This window comes from Taishania pollutisoli, assembly GCF_014518315.1.
GTDB lineage: Bacteria > Bacteroidota > Bacteroidia > Flavobacteriales_D > Crocinitomicaceae > Taishania > Taishania pollutisoli.
In genome coordinates this window covers 92,123-112,063 of sequence record NZ_JACVEL010000002.1, presented here as the reverse complement: position 1 = coordinate 112,063, position 19,941 = coordinate 92,123, and the positions used below count along the sequence as shown (strand labels likewise).

17 protein-coding genes are annotated in these 19,941 nt (G+C 42.6%); 2 read left to right on the top strand and 15 right to left on the bottom strand.

The features are described 5' to 3' along the window. Positions 1 to 44 precede the first annotated feature (44 nt). Complete coding sequence (locus tag H9Y05_RS03595) at positions 45 to 227, top strand: lipoprotein (protein ID WP_163491796.1); 183 nt, start codon at positions 45 to 47, stop codon at positions 225 to 227. Positions 228 to 334: 107 nt separating this feature from the next. Here the strand turns inward: H9Y05_RS03595 and H9Y05_RS03590 are convergent, their stop codons facing one another. The 4 genes from H9Y05_RS03590 to H9Y05_RS03575 form a co-directional block, all read right to left on the bottom strand. Continuing rightward, positions 335 to 1,189, bottom strand: a complete 855-nt coding sequence (locus tag H9Y05_RS03590; RefSeq protein ID WP_163491797.1) for an ABC transporter substrate-binding protein — start codon at positions 1,187 to 1,189, stop codon at positions 335 to 337. A gap of 19 nt (positions 1,190 to 1,208) precedes the next feature. Then, positions 1,209 to 2,981 (bottom strand): ABC transporter ATP-binding protein, encoded by a 1,773-nt coding sequence (locus H9Y05_RS03585; RefSeq protein ID WP_216713529.1) that lies wholly within the window; start codon positions 2,979 to 2,981, stop codon positions 1,209 to 1,211. A 119-nt stretch (positions 2,982 to 3,100) separates the two neighbouring features. Then, on the bottom strand, positions 3,101 to 5,617 hold the full coding sequence (locus H9Y05_RS03580; RefSeq protein WP_216713528.1) for a DUF5723 family protein: 2,517 nt from the start codon (positions 5,615 to 5,617) through the stop codon (positions 3,101 to 3,103). 189 nt (positions 5,618 to 5,806) lie between these two features. Next, entirely contained in the window at positions 5,807 to 8,251 is a 2,445-nt protein-coding gene (locus tag H9Y05_RS03575; protein WP_216713527.1) for a T9SS type A sorting domain-containing protein, read from the bottom strand. Positions 8,252 to 8,342: 91 nt separating this feature from the next. Between H9Y05_RS03575 and H9Y05_RS03570 the strand changes: the two genes are divergently transcribed. Beyond that, positions 8,343 to 9,023, top strand: coding sequence for a response regulator transcription factor (locus tag H9Y05_RS03570; protein ID WP_163491801.1), 681 nt, complete (start codon positions 8,343 to 8,345; stop codon positions 9,021 to 9,023). Between the two features lie 2 nt (positions 9,024 to 9,025). Here the strand turns inward: H9Y05_RS03570 and H9Y05_RS03565 are convergent, their stop codons facing one another. From H9Y05_RS03565 to H9Y05_RS03515, 11 genes are all read right to left on the bottom strand, one after another. Further along, on the bottom strand, positions 9,026 to 9,607 hold the full coding sequence (locus tag H9Y05_RS03565; protein WP_163491802.1) for a DUF420 domain-containing protein: 582 nt from the start codon (positions 9,605 to 9,607) through the stop codon (positions 9,026 to 9,028). After that, positions 9,585 to 10,262 carry an SCO family protein gene (locus H9Y05_RS03560; protein ID WP_163491803.1) on the bottom strand — a complete coding sequence of 226 codons (678 nt, stop codon included), beginning with the start codon at positions 10,260 to 10,262 and terminating at the stop codon, positions 9,585 to 9,587. The genes H9Y05_RS03565 and H9Y05_RS03560 overlap by 23 nt, the downstream gene beginning before the upstream one ends. After that, complete coding sequence (locus tag H9Y05_RS03555) at positions 10,240 to 10,911, bottom strand: SCO family protein (RefSeq protein ID WP_216713526.1); 672 nt, start codon at positions 10,909 to 10,911, stop codon at positions 10,240 to 10,242. Before H9Y05_RS03555 ends, H9Y05_RS03560 begins: the two co-directional genes overlap by 23 nt. A 15-nt stretch (positions 10,912 to 10,926) precedes the next feature. Then, a complete protein-coding gene (locus H9Y05_RS03550; protein WP_163491805.1) occupies positions 10,927 to 11,301 on the bottom strand; it encodes a cytochrome C oxidase subunit IV family protein in 375 nt (124 codons plus the stop codon). A gap of 29 nt (positions 11,302 to 11,330) precedes the next feature. Next, positions 11,331 to 12,368, bottom strand: coding sequence for a cytochrome c oxidase subunit 3 (locus tag H9Y05_RS03545; protein ID WP_163491806.1), 1,038 nt, complete (start codon positions 12,366 to 12,368; stop codon positions 11,331 to 11,333). A 23-nt stretch (positions 12,369 to 12,391) separates the two neighbouring features. Then, positions 12,392 to 13,453 (bottom strand): cytochrome c oxidase subunit 3 family protein, encoded by a 1,062-nt coding sequence (locus H9Y05_RS03540; RefSeq protein WP_163491807.1) that lies wholly within the window; start codon positions 13,451 to 13,453, stop codon positions 12,392 to 12,394. Between the two features lie 10 nt (positions 13,454 to 13,463). Further along, positions 13,464 to 14,348, bottom strand: a complete 885-nt coding sequence (gene cyoE / locus H9Y05_RS03535) for a heme o synthase (protein WP_163491808.1) — start codon at positions 14,346 to 14,348, stop codon at positions 13,464 to 13,466. Between the two features lie 114 nt (positions 14,349 to 14,462). Continuing rightward, positions 14,463 to 14,996, bottom strand: coding sequence for a hypothetical protein (locus tag H9Y05_RS03530; RefSeq protein WP_163491809.1), 534 nt, complete (start codon positions 14,994 to 14,996; stop codon positions 14,463 to 14,465). Positions 14,997 to 15,009: 13 nt separating this feature from the next. Beyond that, the gene (locus H9Y05_RS03525; protein ID WP_216713525.1) at positions 15,010 to 15,255 is read right to left on the bottom strand and encodes a hypothetical protein; all 246 of its coding nucleotides are present in this window, start codon (positions 15,253 to 15,255) and stop codon (positions 15,010 to 15,012) included. 104 nt (positions 15,256 to 15,359) lie between these two features. After that, positions 15,360 to 16,781, bottom strand: a complete 1,422-nt coding sequence (locus H9Y05_RS03520; RefSeq protein ID WP_163491811.1) for an efflux transporter outer membrane subunit — start codon at positions 16,779 to 16,781, stop codon at positions 15,360 to 15,362. Positions 16,782 to 16,790: 9 nt separating this feature from the next. Next, positions 16,791 to 19,931 carry an efflux RND transporter permease subunit gene (locus H9Y05_RS03515; RefSeq protein WP_216713524.1) on the bottom strand — a complete coding sequence of 1,047 codons (3,141 nt, stop codon included), beginning with the start codon at positions 19,929 to 19,931 and terminating at the stop codon, positions 16,791 to 16,793. Positions 19,932 to 19,941: the final 10 nt, after the last annotated feature.

Below are 19,941 nucleotides of genomic sequence, written 5' to 3'. Positions count from 1 at the left end.
TCTATCTTTGCGCCTGTAACTATTATTAAAAAAAATTAGAAATTATGAAAAAAGTATTGTTCGCTGCAGTTGCAGTTTTGGCATTGGCTTCTTGTAAGAAATCTTACACTTGTAAATTTAGCGATTCTAGCAGCGCTGAAATCACTTACACAGATTTGAATAAAACTGAAGCTGAAGCAGCTGAAACATCTTGCAAACTTGCAGGTGGATCTTGGTCTACTAAATAATTTTAGGTGATCTAAAAAAATTGAAGGGGCGTTTTCGCCCCTTTTTTATTTCTTTATTTTCAATCGTTGTCCATCCGATTTTTTAAGCTGCCTTAATCGGAAAACCACTAATAAAACAACTTTTCCCTCCAGCCTTCTGCTTCTTCAGGGCTGATCAGGTTTAATTTCAACAAATAACTCACTGTTCGTTCAAACGCAAGGGGATATTTAATCAGATTATAATTCCAATCGGTTTCCGTCAACCAGTTTTGTACCTGGTTAGAACGCAGGTTATACCTCCAGGAAATGATCTCGATGATGTGCTCACTGTTTTTCATGATCTGCGCCCGTTCGTTCACGATTTTTGAAATGCGCTCAATCACCTCCGGATTTTTACGGATCACCTCTTCACGGGCAGCTATAACAAAACAAGGCCATGGTGTAATTACTTCATCGATGTACCGGCATTTCTTCTGAACAGTATACGGATGCGTCATGTATTTATCCCAAAGAAAAATCTGTGCTTCATTGTTTTCCAGAGCCCACAAGCCCCCGTATACATCGCCGATCACATTGAACTTCAAATCGGACGTGTCCCAGCCATGCCGGTCTGCACAAACATAGGCCATCAGATGAGAACCGGAACCAAACCTGGAAATCGCAAACGTTTTACCTTCCAGGTCCTCAATCTTGTGATAATCTCCCGTATAAGGAACGTGCACCCCCCAATGCAAGGGAGTGGTAACATATACATCAACGATTTTTGCTTTTAATCCCTGTAAAATTCCTTTTGTAACCCCTTCCGTCAGTAAAACAGCTACATCCAGCGTTTCATTTTCAAATCCGCGTAACATTTGTCCTGTTCCACCCGGCATATCGGTCCAGTGCAATTCAATTCCTTCATTTTTGAAGTCACCTTCTTCAATTGCCAGTTTCCACGGAAGGTTAAAATGTTCAGGAACTCCGCCCACTCTCAGTTTCATTGCTTTTTCTCCTCAAAAATTATCCGTTACTTTCCACGCCGAACTGCATGTCAAACAAGCGTTTGTATTGCCCATCCTGTCTCAACAATTCTTTGTGCGAACCTTCTTCAATGATGCGTCCTTTTTCAAGTACAACGATTTTATCTGCTTTTTGAATCGTAGACAACCGGTGTGCAATGACAATTGACGTTCTTCCTTCTGTGAGTTTTTCTGTTGCCTGCTGGATCAATAACTCTGATTCGCTATCGACACTGGACGTCGCTTCGTCTAAAATTAAAATCTGCGGGTTGTAAACATATGCCCGGATAAATGCCAGTAATTGACGTTGACCAACAGACAAAACTCCTCCTCTCTCCCCCACCTGGTAATCGTACCCGTTTGGTAGCTTTTCAATAAATTGATGTGCTCCGACCGCTTTGGCAGCTTCAATGACCTGCTCTTTGGTAATCGCCGGATCGCGAAGTGTAATGTTGTTAAAGACAGTATCCGAAAACAAGAACACGTCCTGCAGAACAATTGCGATGTTTCTTCTCAGGAATTTCAGGTCCAGTTCTGTGATGTCTTTATCTCCGATTCGGATCTGCCCTTTCTGAAAATCGTAGAAACGTCCCAACAGATTGACAATAGAAGTTTTTCCGGCTCCCGTAGCTCCGACGAATGCCACCATTGATCCCGGTTGTATCCGCAAATCAATGTCTCTCAGAATCCAGTCCGTGTTTTCGTAAGCAAAGGATACATTATCAAACACGATTTCTTCTCCGAAATTACATTCCACAGACGTTCCCTGGTTTTGAGAATTTGATTCCGTATCCAACAATGAAAAGACACGTTCCGCGCGAACGGTTCCCCGTTGCAGGATATTAAATTTATCCGCCAGCATCCGGATCGGGCGATACAACTGGTTAACCCATAACGTAAAAACCATTACTTCCCCGTATTTTGCGGTCATATCAGCGGAAGAATTTCCCTGCAAGTTGACAACGGTTATGATGTATAAAAATGCAATGGATAACGAGCTCAGCATTTCCACAAAGGGAAAAAAGATCGAATTGGCCCAAATCGCTTTGATATGTGCTGCTTTATGTCCTTCGTTTATTTCCCGGAAAGCGGTAAATTCTTTCTTTTGACGGTTGAACAACTGTACCAGGTTCATTCCTGAAATCCGTTCCTGTACAAATGAATTTAACTTGGCTACCTGCTGACTTTCCAATTGAAAAGATTTGCGCATTGCACGGGCAAAGATACGGGTTCCAATCACCAATATAGGTACCGGCACAAGTACATACAACGACAATTCCCAATCGGTGTAGAACATCATGAAAATGGTAATAAACAACATCAGTAAGTCCCCCATAATGCTCATCAGTCCTGACGAAAACACATCGGAAATCGCTTCTAAATCGGAAATTAACCGGGTCACGATATTTCCGATCGGGTGCCGGTCAAAAAACTGCATACGAAACGTAGAAATTTGTCGAAAAAGTTTCACCCGGATGTCATAAATGACAGACTGAGCCAGCAAGTTCGAATAATAACTCGACAAGAACTGAAGGACTGTTTCCACCAACAGCATACCGATGATAATCATAATCCACATCAGCAACAGCTGACTGTTTTGACTCTGTGCGACGTATTTATCAACTACATCTCCTATTAATTTCACCCGGTAAGGAGAAATAAATGCAAGGACAACCGTTGTGATTATTGCTACGATATACAATCCTTTGTACGCTTTCGCGTAGGTAAGAAGCCTGAAAAAGATTTGTATGTTTAATTTCTTCTGAGGTGACATAGGAAGTGCAAATTTACCAAAATAACGGTTGTATTGTTTTTTATAACATGAATTTAACGTCCATAAAAAAGAGGCTGCCTGTACAGACAACCTCTTTCGATGTTTCTCTCGAATCGGTTTTATTCAAAAATCACTGTCATTTCCACCCGTCTGTTTTTCTGACGTCCTTCAGGTGTTGCATTATCAGCGATCGGCTGCGTCTGACCAAAGTACAGTACACTGAATCGTTTTTCATCCAGTCCTTTAGAAGCCAGGTAATTTCTTACCGCTTCTGCTCTTTTCTTGGACAAGATCAAATTGCTTTGCGCACTACCTACATTATCGGTATGTCCTGCAATCTGCAATTTCCATTCAGGGCGTTTCACCAATACTTCAGCCAACTCATCCAATGAAGGTTTGGATGCCTCTTTGATGATGTCTTTACCTGTTTCAAATTCCAGGTTATCGAATGCTGTTTTCAGAATTTCCTTCACCGCTTCTTCAATTTCAGGACATCCTTTGTTGGCAACAGTTCCAGGTGTATTCGGACAATCATCTTCTGAATCGATCACTCCGTCGTTATCTGTATCCTGGTACGGACACCCCTGATTTTTGATTGGTCCCGGCAAATTCGGGCATTTATCATCTTTGTCCAAAATTCCGTCACCATCCGTATCCGGCCACGGACATCCGTTGTTTTCGGCAGGTCCGGGAACAGTCGGGCAGTTATCCAGGAAGTCAAGTACTCCATCGCCATCTGTATCCGGGCAACCGTTATTGATTTCCGGTCCGGCTGCTGTAGGACATGCATCTTCATGATCAGGAATACCATCTCCATCTGTATCCGGACATCCTTTGAACGCCGGTATTCCGGGTACTTCAGGACAATCATCATCTTTGTCAATCACACCGTCTCCGTCCGTATCCGGGCATCCGTTAAATTGTGGAAGTCCGGGAACATCCGGGCATAGATCCAATGCATCTTTCACACCGTCTCCGTCTGTATCAGGACACCCATTGAATGCAGGAATTCCAGGTTCAGCAGGACACTCATCCTCGGAGTCCTGAATTCCGTCTCCATCTGTGTCGGGACATCCTTTAAATGCCCACACTCCCGGAACATCAATACACAAATCTTTTTTATCCGATACTTTATCATTGTCGCGATCCTTCGGCTCTCCGTACAATACAGGAACTCTCAATCCGGCATAGACTTCCGCTCCTCTGAGTTTTCCGGTAGCAAACAAGCTTTTAAAATCAGTTACTCCAATGGTAATCGGTCCTAAACGTGTTGCAATACCTGCCTTAAACCCTGAAAAGGAGTTGTAAGAGATTGGTAAATGAACGCCCGCCCACGCAAAATCATAACTTGGTGTTACGGTGATCTGGTTGGCAATTCTTACCCGGCTTTCATTCTTTCTGGATAACAGGTTAACAATTCCTGTTACATCCACATTAAAATCTTTCCAGATTTGGTATCCCGCCTGCAAACTCAATGCTGTTGGCAAGTTGTGATAGTAACTTTCACCAGTTCCCTGCTTTTCCGACCAATCCGGATCAAATCGGATCAAGCTATCCAGGATCCGATCGGTAGACTCAAGGTCTTTTGCATTCTCAAACACGCGAAGATCAAACGGATTGGTTTCATTAACGGTAAAATCGCGGCTATACCCACCTTTTGTGAATCGCATTCCGCCGATATCCAACAGGGAAACACCCACACGAGCCTTGTATTTGTTTTTATCTTTTCGCCACAATCCTGTCTCACCATCCATTTCATATTTGTATTCTTCATGATCAGGACGCCATTCGTACACAAATCCCAGATCGAAACCAACACCCAATTTCGATGCTGATCCTTGCAACTCTTTACCGAAATTTACTTTTTCCTTATCCAGATTGGATGAGTATCCATAAGAGAAGTCTCCCTGCAAAAGAAAAGAAGTGTCTTTATTGTTCAATCCGTAATTGATGTCATTGGAATACATGTACACGGAAGAAACTCCCTGCAACAATTTCACACCGACTCCCATTTTCAGGAAGTGCTCTCCTTTATCCAGCAAAACCTGTCCATAGTTCAGTTTATACTCTTTCCATACCATGGATGAAATGTTGACATTCTGGTCACGAAGATTTTGCTGCCACAAATCGGCATAGTCCAATCCGTTCCGGAGTAATTTAATCAATTCGGGGCTTGCATCTTCCACATTGGCGATCCCTCTGACCTTCATTCCCAATCCGATTGCAATTTTAGGATGAACGTGAAAAGCAAAATTTAGGATATCCACTTGCGTATTTGCATAAACGCCAAGATTTTTACCGCTTCCCAACTGGTAATTGTCAATGATATACCGGTCACTGAATGTTGAATCCGGTTTCATCCACATCGTATCGCGTTTGAACGATTTGGTCCACCATCCCGGCATATCCCTTGTGTCGAACTTAGCGATGTTTGTCCACCCGCCTACATTTCCGCTGGCCAGGTTCACATCCACCACGAAACGTCCGTCAACGAAACTTGCCGGTTGAATATCCAGTCCCATCACGCCGGCATAATTACTTGAATGGACTCCCAGATAATTTTGAGAATGGGCGAAATTGAGCAGATAAGACCCAATACTCCCTATCAAAAAACAGATTAGTAGATTTCTTCTCATAAGCAATGTATTAACAGTATATAGAACGATAAAGATACAATTATAGTTGGAAGTCAGGGGATAATTGCTTAAAATTTCATCTAATTTTAATGCGCTTTTTTCTTCAAATCCAATGTATTATAACGCTTGATTTTCTATATTAAAAAAGGCATCCGAAATTCGAATGCCTTTAAAAATAAGCTATTTATGTTATTGTTTATTGATTCTTCTAACCACTTTCCCTTGCTCGGTATCAATCACAATCTGATAAATTCCGGCAGACAAAGCTGCAATATTCAACGTAACCGTTTCAACATTCGTATTAGCAGTCGCCAACACCTCTTTTCCGGTAACATCCAATATACGGATGGTTGCTTGTTGAATTGCTGAATTGAAATCAATCGTTACATTATCAGATGCCGGGTTCGGATATAGTGTTAGTAGTGCATTTAAAGCCACGTCGTCGACACCTGCTGTAGCAGTCAGATTAATTCTGTAGTCTTCCACCTCTCCGTCTGTATTGGTTCCGCACGGCTGAATGGTTGGCATTGAAGTGCCAGGGAAAATAATACGTACCCGCATGCGCACCGAACCGGTTGTAGCTCCTGCCGGAACAGTAAACGTAAATGACCCGTTATATCCGGAACCAATTGTCCCCATTCCGATTTGTTCTCCTGCATCTACAAAATCACCATCTCCGTTGAAATCAATCCACGCAGCAATCTGATCATTGGTGTATGCGTCTCCTACCTGTCCCCCGATAACTCCGGGGATGACACTTATCGTATATTGCTGCCCTTTCACCAACGTTGTAGAAATGGAAGAATAATCGGTGTAATTGTTACATGCAGTGGAATTATTGATGGTATTCAACTGTACCTGTGCAATGTATTCGTCACAATTTGTAGACGTTGCAGCGCACGGGCCACTTACTGTTGCTACAATAATATAATTGGTTTTTGTTTCAGTATCCGAACCGGTTGCATTTGTAGCAGTCAGTGCTACGGTATATGAGCCGACTGTATTGAATGTAATTTGCGGATTTTGAGAAGCAGCGGATGTTCCCCCTGCATACGCCCATCCGGAACCAGGTGTCACCGACCAGGACCAGGATGTCGGCGAACCGGTTGTTTGATCTGTAAATGAAACGGTTGTTCCCGGGGTTACATTTGTTTGATTGGCAACAAAATTGGCATTTGGTGCTCCCGGAGTCGATGCACACGGATCAGAAGAACCGCTCAAAACCAACGCACCTGTATTATCCGGATCCAGCCATGGTTTTAATCGCGTGGCATTCGTAGTTCCTGAACTTGTCCAGTGGTAGGATACTTTTCCATATAAATCCGGTTGTGTCGGTCCTGTTCCTTGTCCGGCTCCATTTACCGTACATGCGGAAGATCCTCCTGAAAGTGTTCCTACAATACGTGAATCACCTCCATTGTTGTTAAAGAGCGGAGATCCGGAAGAACCACCTTCTGTTACACCACGTCCGTTTGCTGTAACGGCCCAGGTTAACATCCAATGTGTATTTGGATTCACCCCTCCGTAAGATACAGACTGTACAGTAGAAGTGTAGGTTGATATTTTTTTAATATCTCCCGCCGGATGATGAATTCCCACACCGTTTGCAGATGCCGTATTGTTTGCATCCCACCCGTTCCAATACACGTTTTTGTTTTTAAGTGTTGTAATGGTCGATGAAGCATTTGCCATCGTTCCCAAATGAAGGAGCAAGAAATCAGATCTTACGATGTTTGAAGCATCTTCTGAACCGGCAATTTTCACACATCCCGTGATGTATCCACTTGCCAGAGAACCTTCAGAACCAGGGTTTGTACAACCGGAAGCTTCATAATTGAAATAGAAACGCCAATTGTTATAGTTACTTGTTGTTGCTCCATCCGCACAGTGCATTGCAGTGAGGAAATAGGGCGTACAGTCCTGGCGGACATTGTTAACAAGCGAACCGGAACACCACCCCGCCTGGGTTCCTATAAAAACAAGGATTCTTGCAACACCTCTTTTCTCATCCTGCCAGTTATTTCCTTCCGAGCAGTTCACGTTAACTTCACAACTTTCAGAATCTCCGAAATCTTTTTCTGTGGAGTGAGTCACTCCTCTATAGTTGTAGATAATCTGGTCCATTTCAAGGATCGAAGCAGGTGTACCTGCCGGCTCTACCAGTTCTATCATCATGTAATCTCCCACACAGAGTGACATATTCTGTTGCCCGTGCTCAAGTACATCTTTTGCCGTGTATGTTAAGTGGAGTTTCTTCCCATTTGTTCCGTACACATCAATACGGGAATTTCCGAACAGGTAAAATTTGGAAAACATAAAGCTGAGTGCCTGTGCTCCGGGATATTTCACCTTCAGTCTCCACACTTTATCACCGTTCGCATTCGTCGACCAAAGTCCGCTGTTTTGAGGAGTAATGTTCACACCAATACCTGTTCCGATGCGATACATCTGACCTTTATTATCCCGCTGGATGTCTTCTGCATGTACAAGCGTCAAATCCGGTTGCTGAAATGCCAAAACCGGTACATCTTTTTGGAAGTTATTCACCTCACTCACCTGGCTCTGACCTTTAGAGACAGAAGGCAGAGAGAGCAGTAAAACACCAATCAATACATGGGTAATTACTTTTTTCATGATCTAGTTTTATTTTATAGTTTGATCAAATTTAGAACATTTTTAAATTAAACTATCAGTAAATCGTTAATTTTATCACAAAAAAACAATCATGGGTCAGAAGATCACTCTTGTAGAAGACGAACAAGCTATTGCTGAGGCAATTATTCTCAATCTTGAACTGGAATCATACGAGGTTATTCATATCAATCACGGAAGAAAAGCACTGGATGAAATCCAGGTATTGGCGGGTTCGGATTTGGTTATTTTAGATGTCATGTTACCAGAGGTTAACGGAATTGATATCTGCAAAGCTTTGAGGGAGCGTTCGAATGTCCCCGTGTTGTTTCTTTCAGCCAAAGGAACCAGTACAGATAAGATTGAAGGATTAAAAAGCGGGGGAACCGATTATTTAAGTAAGCCATTTGACCTGGAAGAATTACTGTTGCGCGTGAAGATTTTAATCGGCCGAACAAGTGTTTCCAACAACATGACTGCAATCGGTGACAAAAAAATAGATTTTAAAACTTACATTGTCTCCGACAAAAACGGGGGGAAAATTACTGAGTTATCCAAACGGGAAGTGGCTTTACTGCAATTGTTTGTTGAAAAACAGGGAGAGGTGGTATCCCGGGATGAAATTCTGGATAAAGTATGGGGTACGGACCAGTTTCCAACCGCACGTACAATTGACAACTTTATATTAACGTTTCGGAAGTTGTTTGAAGAAAACCCCAAAGAACCTGTATATTTTCATTCAATAAGGGGGGTGGGTTATAAATTTACCCGTTAAATTTAATGGTAATACGGAGAGATCATCAGGTAGACAATTACTCCTGTTGCAGCGACATAAAACCACATCGGCCAGGCAAAACGTGTCCACTTTTTATGACGCACGAAATCTCCCTGCCAGGCAAACAGATAGGTGAACAGTACAATCGGGATAATTACAACGCTCAATAAGATGTGGGATAATAAAATAAACGTGTAGATATACAGGGAACTTCCGACTGCCAGTTTTTCAGCCGCATCTCTTGCTCCGTCTCCGTTCAGGTCTCCAAACACAGTTGAATCGGATGTCATGTGATACGCGACATAACTCGCCAAGAACAACAATGAAAGTACCATACACACTTTTATCAATCCTTCGTGCAGCCTTCTGTTTTTTTGCTTGATCGCCACTAAGGCCAGGATTAATAAAACAGCCGTTACACCGTTGATTGTTGCATAAATCGGAGGTAAAAATGACAATGGCTTCACATCAAAACCCAGGTCTCTTAAGTTCACGCCGAATAAAACAGCTACAACCAGCGGGATTGCAAAGGATGCGATGATAATTGCGGTGCGGGCTCTTTTAATTTTTGCTTCCTGTAACATTGTATTCTGTTTTTAATAAAATTCGTATATCGTTTGCCAATGAATCAATGGCGTCCGAGTTGGTTCCGTCGTAAATTCCCCGGACGTGCCCTTTGGTATCCACTAATGCGAAATAAGGTGTATGCCCGAAACCTCCGGGAATGGTTTCGTCTTTCTCTGCCCCGTTAAAGAATTCTTTTGCCAGGTTGTGTGTTGCTTCTTCTTCTCCGGTGAAGAAATACCAATTTGTTGCCTTTATACCATGCTCGGCAATATAGGCTCTTAAACGCGTCGGATTATCTCTGTACGGATCAATCGAAAAACTTAAAAACTGGAGGTGATTCTTCAGATCTTCCGTCATGATGTTCAACCGTTTCATGTTGGTTGTCATCGGGGGACAAATTGTCGGGCAATGTGTAAAGAAGAAGTCTGTCACCCAGATTTTATCTTTCAGATCGGAGGAAGAAATCCATACCGAATCCTGGTTGATGTATTTAAAATCCGGAACTTTATGATAGATTGTATCGGCAATTTCTTTTCCGTTTACCATGCGGTAGTGAACGTCAACTTCTCCGACAATGGGAAGCCGGCGGGTCTCTTCTTCGGTTGTTCCGCATCCCCAAAGTGCAATTGCCAGCAGACCAATTATCAGTTTATTTTCCTTTATGCGTATCATTGGTATTGTACTCTTTTTGAAGTAAGGCAACACATTCTTTCATTCGCCGGAACATCCCTTCTACGTTTCCGCGAAGTGCCATCCGCAAATGATTGTCTTTATCAACCAGCAACATCAGTTCCTGGAAGGCATTGCCTCCAAAGTATTCATCTCCTTTCTGCAGCAATGATTTCCCGTTGTGATCAATGTTATAGACATTTTTTGCATCTCCATTTGCCAGGATCCACTTTTCAGGATCATAGTTGTGAATTTTATCTTTCAGCATATCCCGCACAGGACTCAGGTCTTTCACGGGATTTCCGTCTATATCGTTTACAAACGACACGATCTTGACATGTTTCAATGATTTCTTCGAACGGATATCCTGGTAGATAATTTTTTCGAAGGTAAACAAGTTAATACTACATGTATCCAGGCAACTTTCCTGAATATTCGTAAAGATGATTACATTGTTTTTGAAATCATCCTGGGTATATGTTTTACCACTTGCATCAACAAACGAATAGTTATTGACCTTCCCGAAATCTTCCAGGGTTTTGAATTTCATCCGGCAACCTCTGGAGGTTACAAACAACAAAAGAGCCGGAGCGAACAAGAGTAGTATGATCATTTTCCCCTTCATTCGTCCGGCAGTTTTTTTACCAGTCATGGTATGAATTTTATATTATACGTGAGTTGCCCAAACGCTTCCCACAGCATTTGCTTCTTTCAATAAAATAAAGATCAGGTATAACATGAACACCAGGTATGGAACCAAAATCATCAGTTTCAGGTTCTTTCTTTCATCTCCAAGGTGCATAAATACCAACACAATGTATGCTGCTTTTACGATTGTCAGTGCGATGTAGAACCATTTGATTGTTTCCCACCAGAATCCGTGAACGGTTGAACGCCCCCACAAAATACCGATAACTACTTCAACTGCGGTGATGGCAGAAAGTAAAAACGTAACAAAGTAGATTTTCTTACGAATTTTCTTTCCTTCTTCTTCTGAGTGGTGCGTATGTAACGAATACTCAATAACATCATCTCTTTCCATATCCTAAGTGTTTTTTACGATTTAACAAATTAAACAAGGTAGAAGAACGTAAATACGAATACCCAAACCAAGTCTACAAAGTGCCAGTACAATCCGGCTTTTTCAACCATTTCATAGTGTCCTCTCGCATGGTATGTACCTTTGATACATCCGATCAATACGATGATATTGATCAGGATACCAATAGACACGTGGAATCCGTGGAATCCTGTAATAAAGAAGAAATAGTTCGCGTATTGTCTCGGACCGTATTCATTGCGCTCCATGTTCGCTCCGTACACAATTCGTTTTGCTTCTCCTGAGTAAGCTGCGTCATAATATAACTTTGTCGCTTCCGCTCCTTCAATGTGCTGACGAAGTTCGTATTTTGAACCTGCTTCTTTTACTACCAGATACATTCCGACATCGTTACTCTTCGCAATTTTAGCAACAGAACCGTCGTGCAACGTGATCATCTTATCTTTTACATGCCCTGCTTCAACTGCATGTTGAAACTCGTGCAACAAATCCAAATCTTTATTGGTCAAAACTTGCCCTGCTTTGTAATGGTGCCCTGCTGTTTGGACGGTAAAGTTTTGAATTTCTCCAAATTGCTCTGCGTGTACAACTGCTTTGGAACCATCTGCCAATTCTACTTTCCCGAATTTAGATCCGTGAATAAAGTGCGACCATTCCCATGCTTGTGATCCGACGAAGATAATCCCTCCGATTACTGTTGCAACCAACCATTTGATCACTCCTTTTTTATCCATTCTGTGACCTGCCTCAACTGACAACACCATCGTTACAGATGAAATGATCAGCAAGAAGGTCATAAATGCCACGTACATCAACGGGTAATTCCCTTCCAGGAACGGTAACGAGTGGAAAGTTTCCTCTCCAATCGGCCACTCACCCTGGTGTGCGTGTCTAGAAAAACCATAAGCAATCAAGAATCCTCCGAATGTTAAAGCGTCGGATACCAGGAAAAACCACATCATCAGTTTTCCGTAACTAACTCTAAACGGAGATTCTTTTCCTCCCCAAGCATTTGCTGAGTCAATGTGTTCAGAAGCGTGTCCAGCCATTTCTTAAATTTTTTTTTGCAAGTTTAATGAATAAAAAGTAAAAACAACAACAAAAATATCCACAAAGCACCTAAAAAATGCCAGAAAATTCCTGTTGCTCTCAATCCTATCGCGTCACCATTCGTGTATTTACCTAAAAATGAGAATGATACTGTTCTAATCATAAAAAGAAGCGTAAACACTATATGTAATAAATGTAAAAAAGTAATGACGTATAAATAGGAAGATGCTGTATCTGCCGAGTCCATTGCCTTGTTCAACAGATAAGGGCTCAGCTTTTGATCCCCCAGGTACAGCGTCCTGTTTTTATATGCCAGTTCTTTACTTTTGTAGTACACGTGAAAATCTTTTCCGAATTCTCCTTTCACAAAGAAGTCACCGCGGCCGTCCCGGATGTGCTCTGCCCAGGTTCTCAAACGGTACAAATCATGCGATCCGATCACCGCTCCATCCGGCAACACCAGCTGATTGTTCAGGTATGCCACCGGCTCACTTTCATACAACAGTACGAAATCTGTTCCGTAGCCTTTAATCCCCTCCAATCCCTTTGTTCTGTCGGCATTTTCAAACTGCTTCCCGATCGCCCGGATTGCTGCTTTTGTCTTTTCATCAATCTTCTTCCCTTCAATCAGGTAATCATTCCCTTCCACAACCAGGTATTTCCCTTTGTATTTCAGGGTATAGTAGTCTCCGTAACGCCCTTCATTCACCAATATTTTGTTGGCACTTGCATACACGCCCCTGTCGACTAATTCTCCGTATCCCTTAAACTGGTACACCACAAATCCGATTCCCAACATGAAGGTAACAGAGATCAGAATCGATAACAACCTGCGGTTATTTGCTTTTGCTGCTTTCACAGACAGCACAAATGTGATACTGCTTAACACGATGAGCGCTGTTGAAATGAAAAAAGGCGTCGGGAATGGGGTTTTCAACCAGAATGAACCACCCATTGACACAATGTATGCAGACACCAATCCTGCAAAAACCATAGAAATACTAACCAACGCAGCGTAAACGAGATTTTTCTTTACTTTCTCTTTTAATTCAGGCGTCATTTCAGTTTCAAACTGCTCTCTCATATTCTTTCTTTTACTTCAACACAAATTCCACTACATCTTTCAACTGCAAAATAAATTCATCTGTCCGGTCAAAAACAAAGAGGAATTGTATAATCGGCAGGTAAATGATGGAGGCAAACATTAATTTTTTCGCGTCTTTTGTATCCAGTGTCTGGTACAGACGGTATGCGGCAAGGTAAAACAATGCTCCCAGTACACAAGCAATCGCCATGGAAATATTACCTGTCCACCCCAACACCCATGGGATTAAACTGAAGGGGATTAAAAACAATGAATACAACAAAATGAAAAACGCTGAGTTTTTTGATTTTCCTGATTTCGAAGGTAGCAATGAGAATCCACCGGCGTTGTAATCGTCATAAACAACCCAGGCAATGGCCCAGAAATGCGGGAATTGCCAGATGAACTGAATGAAAAACAATACTCCCGGAACCAATGAGAAAGTTCCGCTTGCAGCAATCGCGCCCAACATCGGTGGAATTGCACCCGGAAAAGCCCCCACAAATACAGCCCACGGTGATTTGCGCTTCAATGGCGTATACATAAAAACGTATGAAACGTAAGCCGACACTCCCAGAATTGCGGAAGGAAGGTTAATCATTGCCAGCATGACTGTACCGACAACAAGAAAAAGGATGACAACAATGTATGCTTCTTTCAACGACATGGTTCCTGCGGGAAGTGGTCGCTGTTTCGTGCGATTCATCAATTTATCCAGATCGCGCTCCCAGATTTGATTGGAACCATTTGAGGCTCCTGTTACCAACGTCCCTCCGACTACCAACAAAAGGATTTCTTTCCAATCCGTTCCTCCGTTAAAGAGGTATCCGGCCAATGCCGACAATACAACAGTAAAGGACAACCGAAACTTTGTAAATACGAGATACTCCTTCATCTTTTTTCCAACCATACCGGAGAGGTGTTTCAAAATTCGGGGCAAAAATACAAAATAATTAGGAAGATGGTGAAGATTGAGAAGATTAAAAGAGGGGAAAATCGCACGGATGAACTATACGGATCTTCCTGTCAATTTTTCACGCACTACCTGCGGGTCATATTCAAAATAATTCATTTTTAACAGATGAGCCAGTTGTGTTGTAATCTCTGTCGCTTCTGATTTCGTTTCAAAGTCTACAATTGTTTTTTTCACTCTGAATGACTCAGTGAAAAGGCAGACCGAAAATTTGTAGTTAGTATCAACCGTTTGTTGAACCATATTAGCCGATACAGCGGTTGAAACACGCTTCGGAATCACTGTTATATAATGTAGTTTCAGATAGGAATATTTTTTGGAAATTCTTATAAACCCCAGATAAGCTATGTATTCACTTATTTGTTGATTATCGACATCAATCTTCACTCCGGAAAAAGAAAAGGAGATAAATAGCGCAAGGAACAGCATCGCTCCCCCGATAAAGTACATTCCCATCAGCAGTTGAAGCAGTGCGAAAAGAAGAAAAACAAACCCGATAATACGGATTCTCAGGGGAAAATTCCATCCATGGTCAAAATGGCGCGGGACTGGTCTGTCAAGTATATTCATTAAGCAAAAATAACTATTTAATGTCAAAGTGCTGAATGCGGATCTGTTTAAGCACCTTTCTTTCGGTATTTCTGTCACTCCAGATTTCAATTCGATAGTAGTCATTGCCATCATCATCAATTGCACGATCAAAACCATAAATCCTAAATTTATAAAAACCAGGGATTACATTCAACTCAAATTCAATGGACGAATCCGTCTCCATTGCTGATTCTTTGTCACAAATAATAAAACTGATGATCGCTTGAATAAAAATCAATTTTTTTCCTGACTTCCTCTCTGATTACTCAAAGATAAAAAAAGCGTCGTACTGATTACGACGCTTTCGGGGTTGTTTATTTTCGATTGATGTAAAATGGAAGATTATTTCCAACCGCCACCTAAGGAACGATACAATGAGATAACAGCCTTGTATTCTTGCAATTTATCCGCTACTCCTGCCAGTTGTGCTGTAATTAAACTTTGTTCGGAAGTCAGTACGTCGGTATAGTTTGTATTGCTGCTGTACTCCAGTAACTGCATGCGGAAACTCACTGCTTTCTCTAATGCATCTACCTGTTTTTCCCGAATGGCTTGTTTTTCTTTCGCCATATCGTAGGAATACAATGCATCCGTTACTTCCTGTCCTGCTGTCAACAATGTCTGCTCAAATGAATTCCAGGCTTGTAACTGGGTGTTTTTTGCATTTCTATAATTTGTTTTCAATTGTCCGCGCTGAAAAATCGGTTGTGTTAATCCACCAACCAGGTTCACAAATATACTGGACGGATCCAACAATGTACGGGTTGTCAACGCACTGATTCCTCCACTACCGGCAGACAATCGCAGCGTCGGATAAAACGAAGCTTTCGCAACATTTGTCAACTCGAAGGCCTGACGAAAAGACAATTCAGCCGCCTGAACATCCGGGCGGTTTGCCAACAATTGCGTTGGAACACCGGACTTCAGATCAATGGTCATTTGCTGCTCATCAAACGTTCCCCGTTGAATGGACTGCAATGGTCTTACAGTCAGAACACACAAGGTATTTTCCAATTCGCGAATGGAACGTTTCAACTCCGGAACACTAACCTGAGCAGCATATAAATTTGACTCCGCCTGTACCACATCCGCTCCCGTTACGCTTCCCGCTTCCATGAGTGCCTTCATTGCTACTACCGTTTTTTCACGAATGGCAATTGTTTCTTCAGTGATCTCCAACTGTTTGTCCAGCGACAACAATGTATAATAGGCATCTGCAATTGTTGCAACCAAGGAAGTTCTAACCGCATTTTGGGACGCAACAGATCGCATCCATGCTGCCTGCGCGCTTCTTTTGGAAGCAGATAATTTCCCCCAGATCTCAATTTCCCAGTTTGTTGAAAACCCCAGTGAAACAGTTGTCGTCTGCAGGTTGATGTTGATATTCGACGGCAAGTTCAATGAATTTTGGGATGTTTTATTGTACGTCACCGAGGGAGTAAAATCCAGGCTTGGTAAGAATGCCTGTTTACTTTGTCTCAGTGTATTTTCAGCAGTGGAAATCTGCAAAATAGCATTTTGCAGGTCATAGTTTTTCTCTAATCCTTCACTGATCAACGTTTTCAGGTGTTCATCCGTGAAAAAATCCTGCCATGGAATATCCGCAATGTTCGTAGAATCTTCGGACTGGTAATCCCGATAGAGTTCTTTCTGCTGGCTTTCGGTTAAGGTGACTTCTTCGTATTTCTTCGTCACCAAACCACATCCTGCCAATGCAATTACAAAGACGGAGGCAAATATGTATTTGAAAAATGATGTTTTCATGTTTTTGACTTAATGTGATTCTTTTTCTTCAATTGTTTTAGAACTTACTTTCTCCTGTAATTTTTGAAATACAACAAACAATGCCGGAATAATCAATACTCCGAAGATGGTACCGATCAACATTCCCCCGATTGCACCTGTACCGATTGCATTGTTACCAACCGCACCGGCACCTTTTGCCAACATCAGCGGCAATAACCCTAAGATAAATGCGAAAGATGTCATCAGAATCGGTCGCAGACGGGCAACTGCTCCCTGAACAGCAGCCTGTGGAATACTTGCTCCTTTTCTCCTCGCATCTGCTGCAAACTCAACAATCAAAATAGCGTTCTTGGCCAGCAAACCGATGAGCATGATGAGTGTAATCTGCAAATAGATGTTGTTGCTTACATCAAAAAACCAGGCGAAGATAAACGCCCCTGCCAAACCAATCGGAAGTGACAGCAATACCGCAAACGGCAGCATGTAACTTTCATACTGCGCTGCGAGCAGGAAGTACACAAAGACCAGACACAATATAAAGATATAGATCGTCTGACCACCGGCACTGATTTCTTCCCGTGTCATTCCCGAATATTCGTATCCGTAACCGACAGGTAGTGTTTTTTCCGCTACTTCCTCAATGGCATTAATGGCATCACCGGTACTGTATCCCGGAGCCGGAGCTCCTTGCACATTGACCGATGTAAACAAGTTAAAACGACTAATAATCTGCGGTCCGAAGACTTTTTCCAACTCAATAAACTGGGAAATCGGCGCCATTTCTCCCTTGCTGTTTCGCACCATGATTTTATTCAGTGATTCGGCATCTGTTCTAAATTCAGCTTCTGCCTGATACATGACCCGGTATTGCTTCCCGAATTTATTAAAGTTAGAGGCATACACCCCTCCGTAATACCCTTGCATGGTTCCAAGAACATCCGATACGGTCAACCCAGCCCGTTTAATTGCAGGAACATTCAAGTTGATCCTGTATTGCGGATAGTTCGGTGAGAAGGAAGTTGTAGCATGCTGTATTTCCGGTCGTGCATTCAACGCTCCAAGGAACTGATCTTTCACCGTATTCAGATTCTCAATGGTCCCCCCCATCTGATCCTGCAACTGAAATTCAAATCCACTGCTGAAACCAAACCCCATAATTGTCGGACGGGCAAAAAAGATCACTTTCGCATCTTTGATCGGAGCAATCCGCTGAAAGAGTTGTTGCGTAATAGCGGTAACGTCCTGACCTTCTCCTTTCCGCATCGCCCACGGATGCAACTTGATAATGATCATCCCGTAGTTACTTCCGGCTCCACTGATCAAACTTCGTCCGGAGATCCGCAGAATTTTATTGATTTCCGGAATGTCTTTTACTGCATTTTCTACCTGCATCAATACTTCTTCCGTCCGTTCAACGGATGTTCCCGGAGGCAATGAAATATCGGACATAATCCCTCCTGTATCTTCATTCGGTACAAATGCTTTTGGTCGGGAGTTCATCAGCAGGATAAACAATCCCACAAATAATGCAACACCCGCGAAGGCGACTGTTTTTCGTTTTACAAAGAATTCAACGGATTTCTTGTACTTTGCAGTTGTCGCATCAAATGCCGTATTGAATGCTCCGTAAAAACGCTTCAGCAAACCTTTCTTTTTTCCTTTCTCGTCATGTGCATGCGGTTTGAGTAATATTGCACATAAAGCCGGAGAAAGTGTCAATGCGTTAACCGCAGAAATAAGAATGGAAACGGCGAGCGTAATACCAAATTGTTTGTAAAACACACCTGCGGAACCGCTGATAAATGCAACCGGGATAAATACTGCCGACATTACCAGGGTAATGGAAATGATCGCTCCGCTGATTTCTCCCATTGCCTGATGCGTTGCTTTTTTCGGATTGTGCTCTCCCTGTTCCATCTTGGCATGGACGGCCTCCACGACGACAATCGCGTCATCCACAACAATACCTACCGCTAACACCAATGCAAACAACGTCAACATGTTGATGGTAAATCCGAACAAACTCAGGAAAAAGAAGGTCCCGATGATCGCTACCGGAACAGAAATCGCGGGAATCAACGTCGAGCGCCAATCTTGCAGGAAAACAAATACGACTATAAATACGAGAATAAATGCTTCCACCAGCGTGCTAAGGACCTTTGAAATGGATTCATCCAGGAAGTCATTGGCATTCACCAATGTTGTGTAATGAATTCCAGCCGGGAAATTTTTAGATGCTTCATCCAGTACTTTGATTGAGCCATCAATTACCTCCTGCGCATTCGATCCTGCGGTTTGTGCGATGGCAACTCCCACGGATTGGTTTCCATTGGTTGTTGAACCTCCCGCATAGCTGAGCGCACCCAATTCAATTCTGGCAACTTCCCCAAGGGTCAATACTTCTCCGTTTTCTGTTGAACGAATAACGATCTCTTCAAATTCCTCTACGCTCTGTAAACGTCCTTTGTATTTCAAGGTGTACTGAAACGATTGGTCTCCGCTTTCTCCAAACTGTCCGGGCGCCGCTTCAATGTTTTGTTCCGACAGCAGTGCCATGACATCAGAAGGAACCAATCCGTAACTTGCCATGATATCCGGCTTCAACCAGATACGCATCGCATAATCTTTCTGTCCGAATACCATTGCTTCACCTACTCCGTTCACACGCTTAATTTTCGGAAGAATGTTGATATTGGCATAGTTCTGCAGGAATGTCATATCGTATGACGGTGTCTCACTGTAAAGCGAGAAGATCAGGATATTGTCACTCTGCCGTTTGGCTGTTGTCACCCCTGCCCGTGTTACTTCCTGCGGAAGCAAAGGAGTCGCTCTGGAAACCCGGTTTTGTACGTTTACCGCTGCCAGGTCCGGATTCGTCCCCAACTTAAAATAGATACTGATTGAAGCGGATCCGTCGTTGCTGGAGGTTGATGTCATATACGTCATGTCCTCTACTCCGTTGATTTGTTCTTCCAGTGGAATCACCACAGAGTTCATCACCACTTCGGCACTCGCTCCCTGGTAACTTGTGCTTACCGTTACTGTTGGCGGGGCAATCTCAGGATATTGTGAAACAGGGAGTGAAATGAGTCCCAAAATTCCCAGAATCACAATGATTACGGAAATCACGGTAGATAATACCGGTCTATCGATAAATTTATCAAACATATTCTTTTTT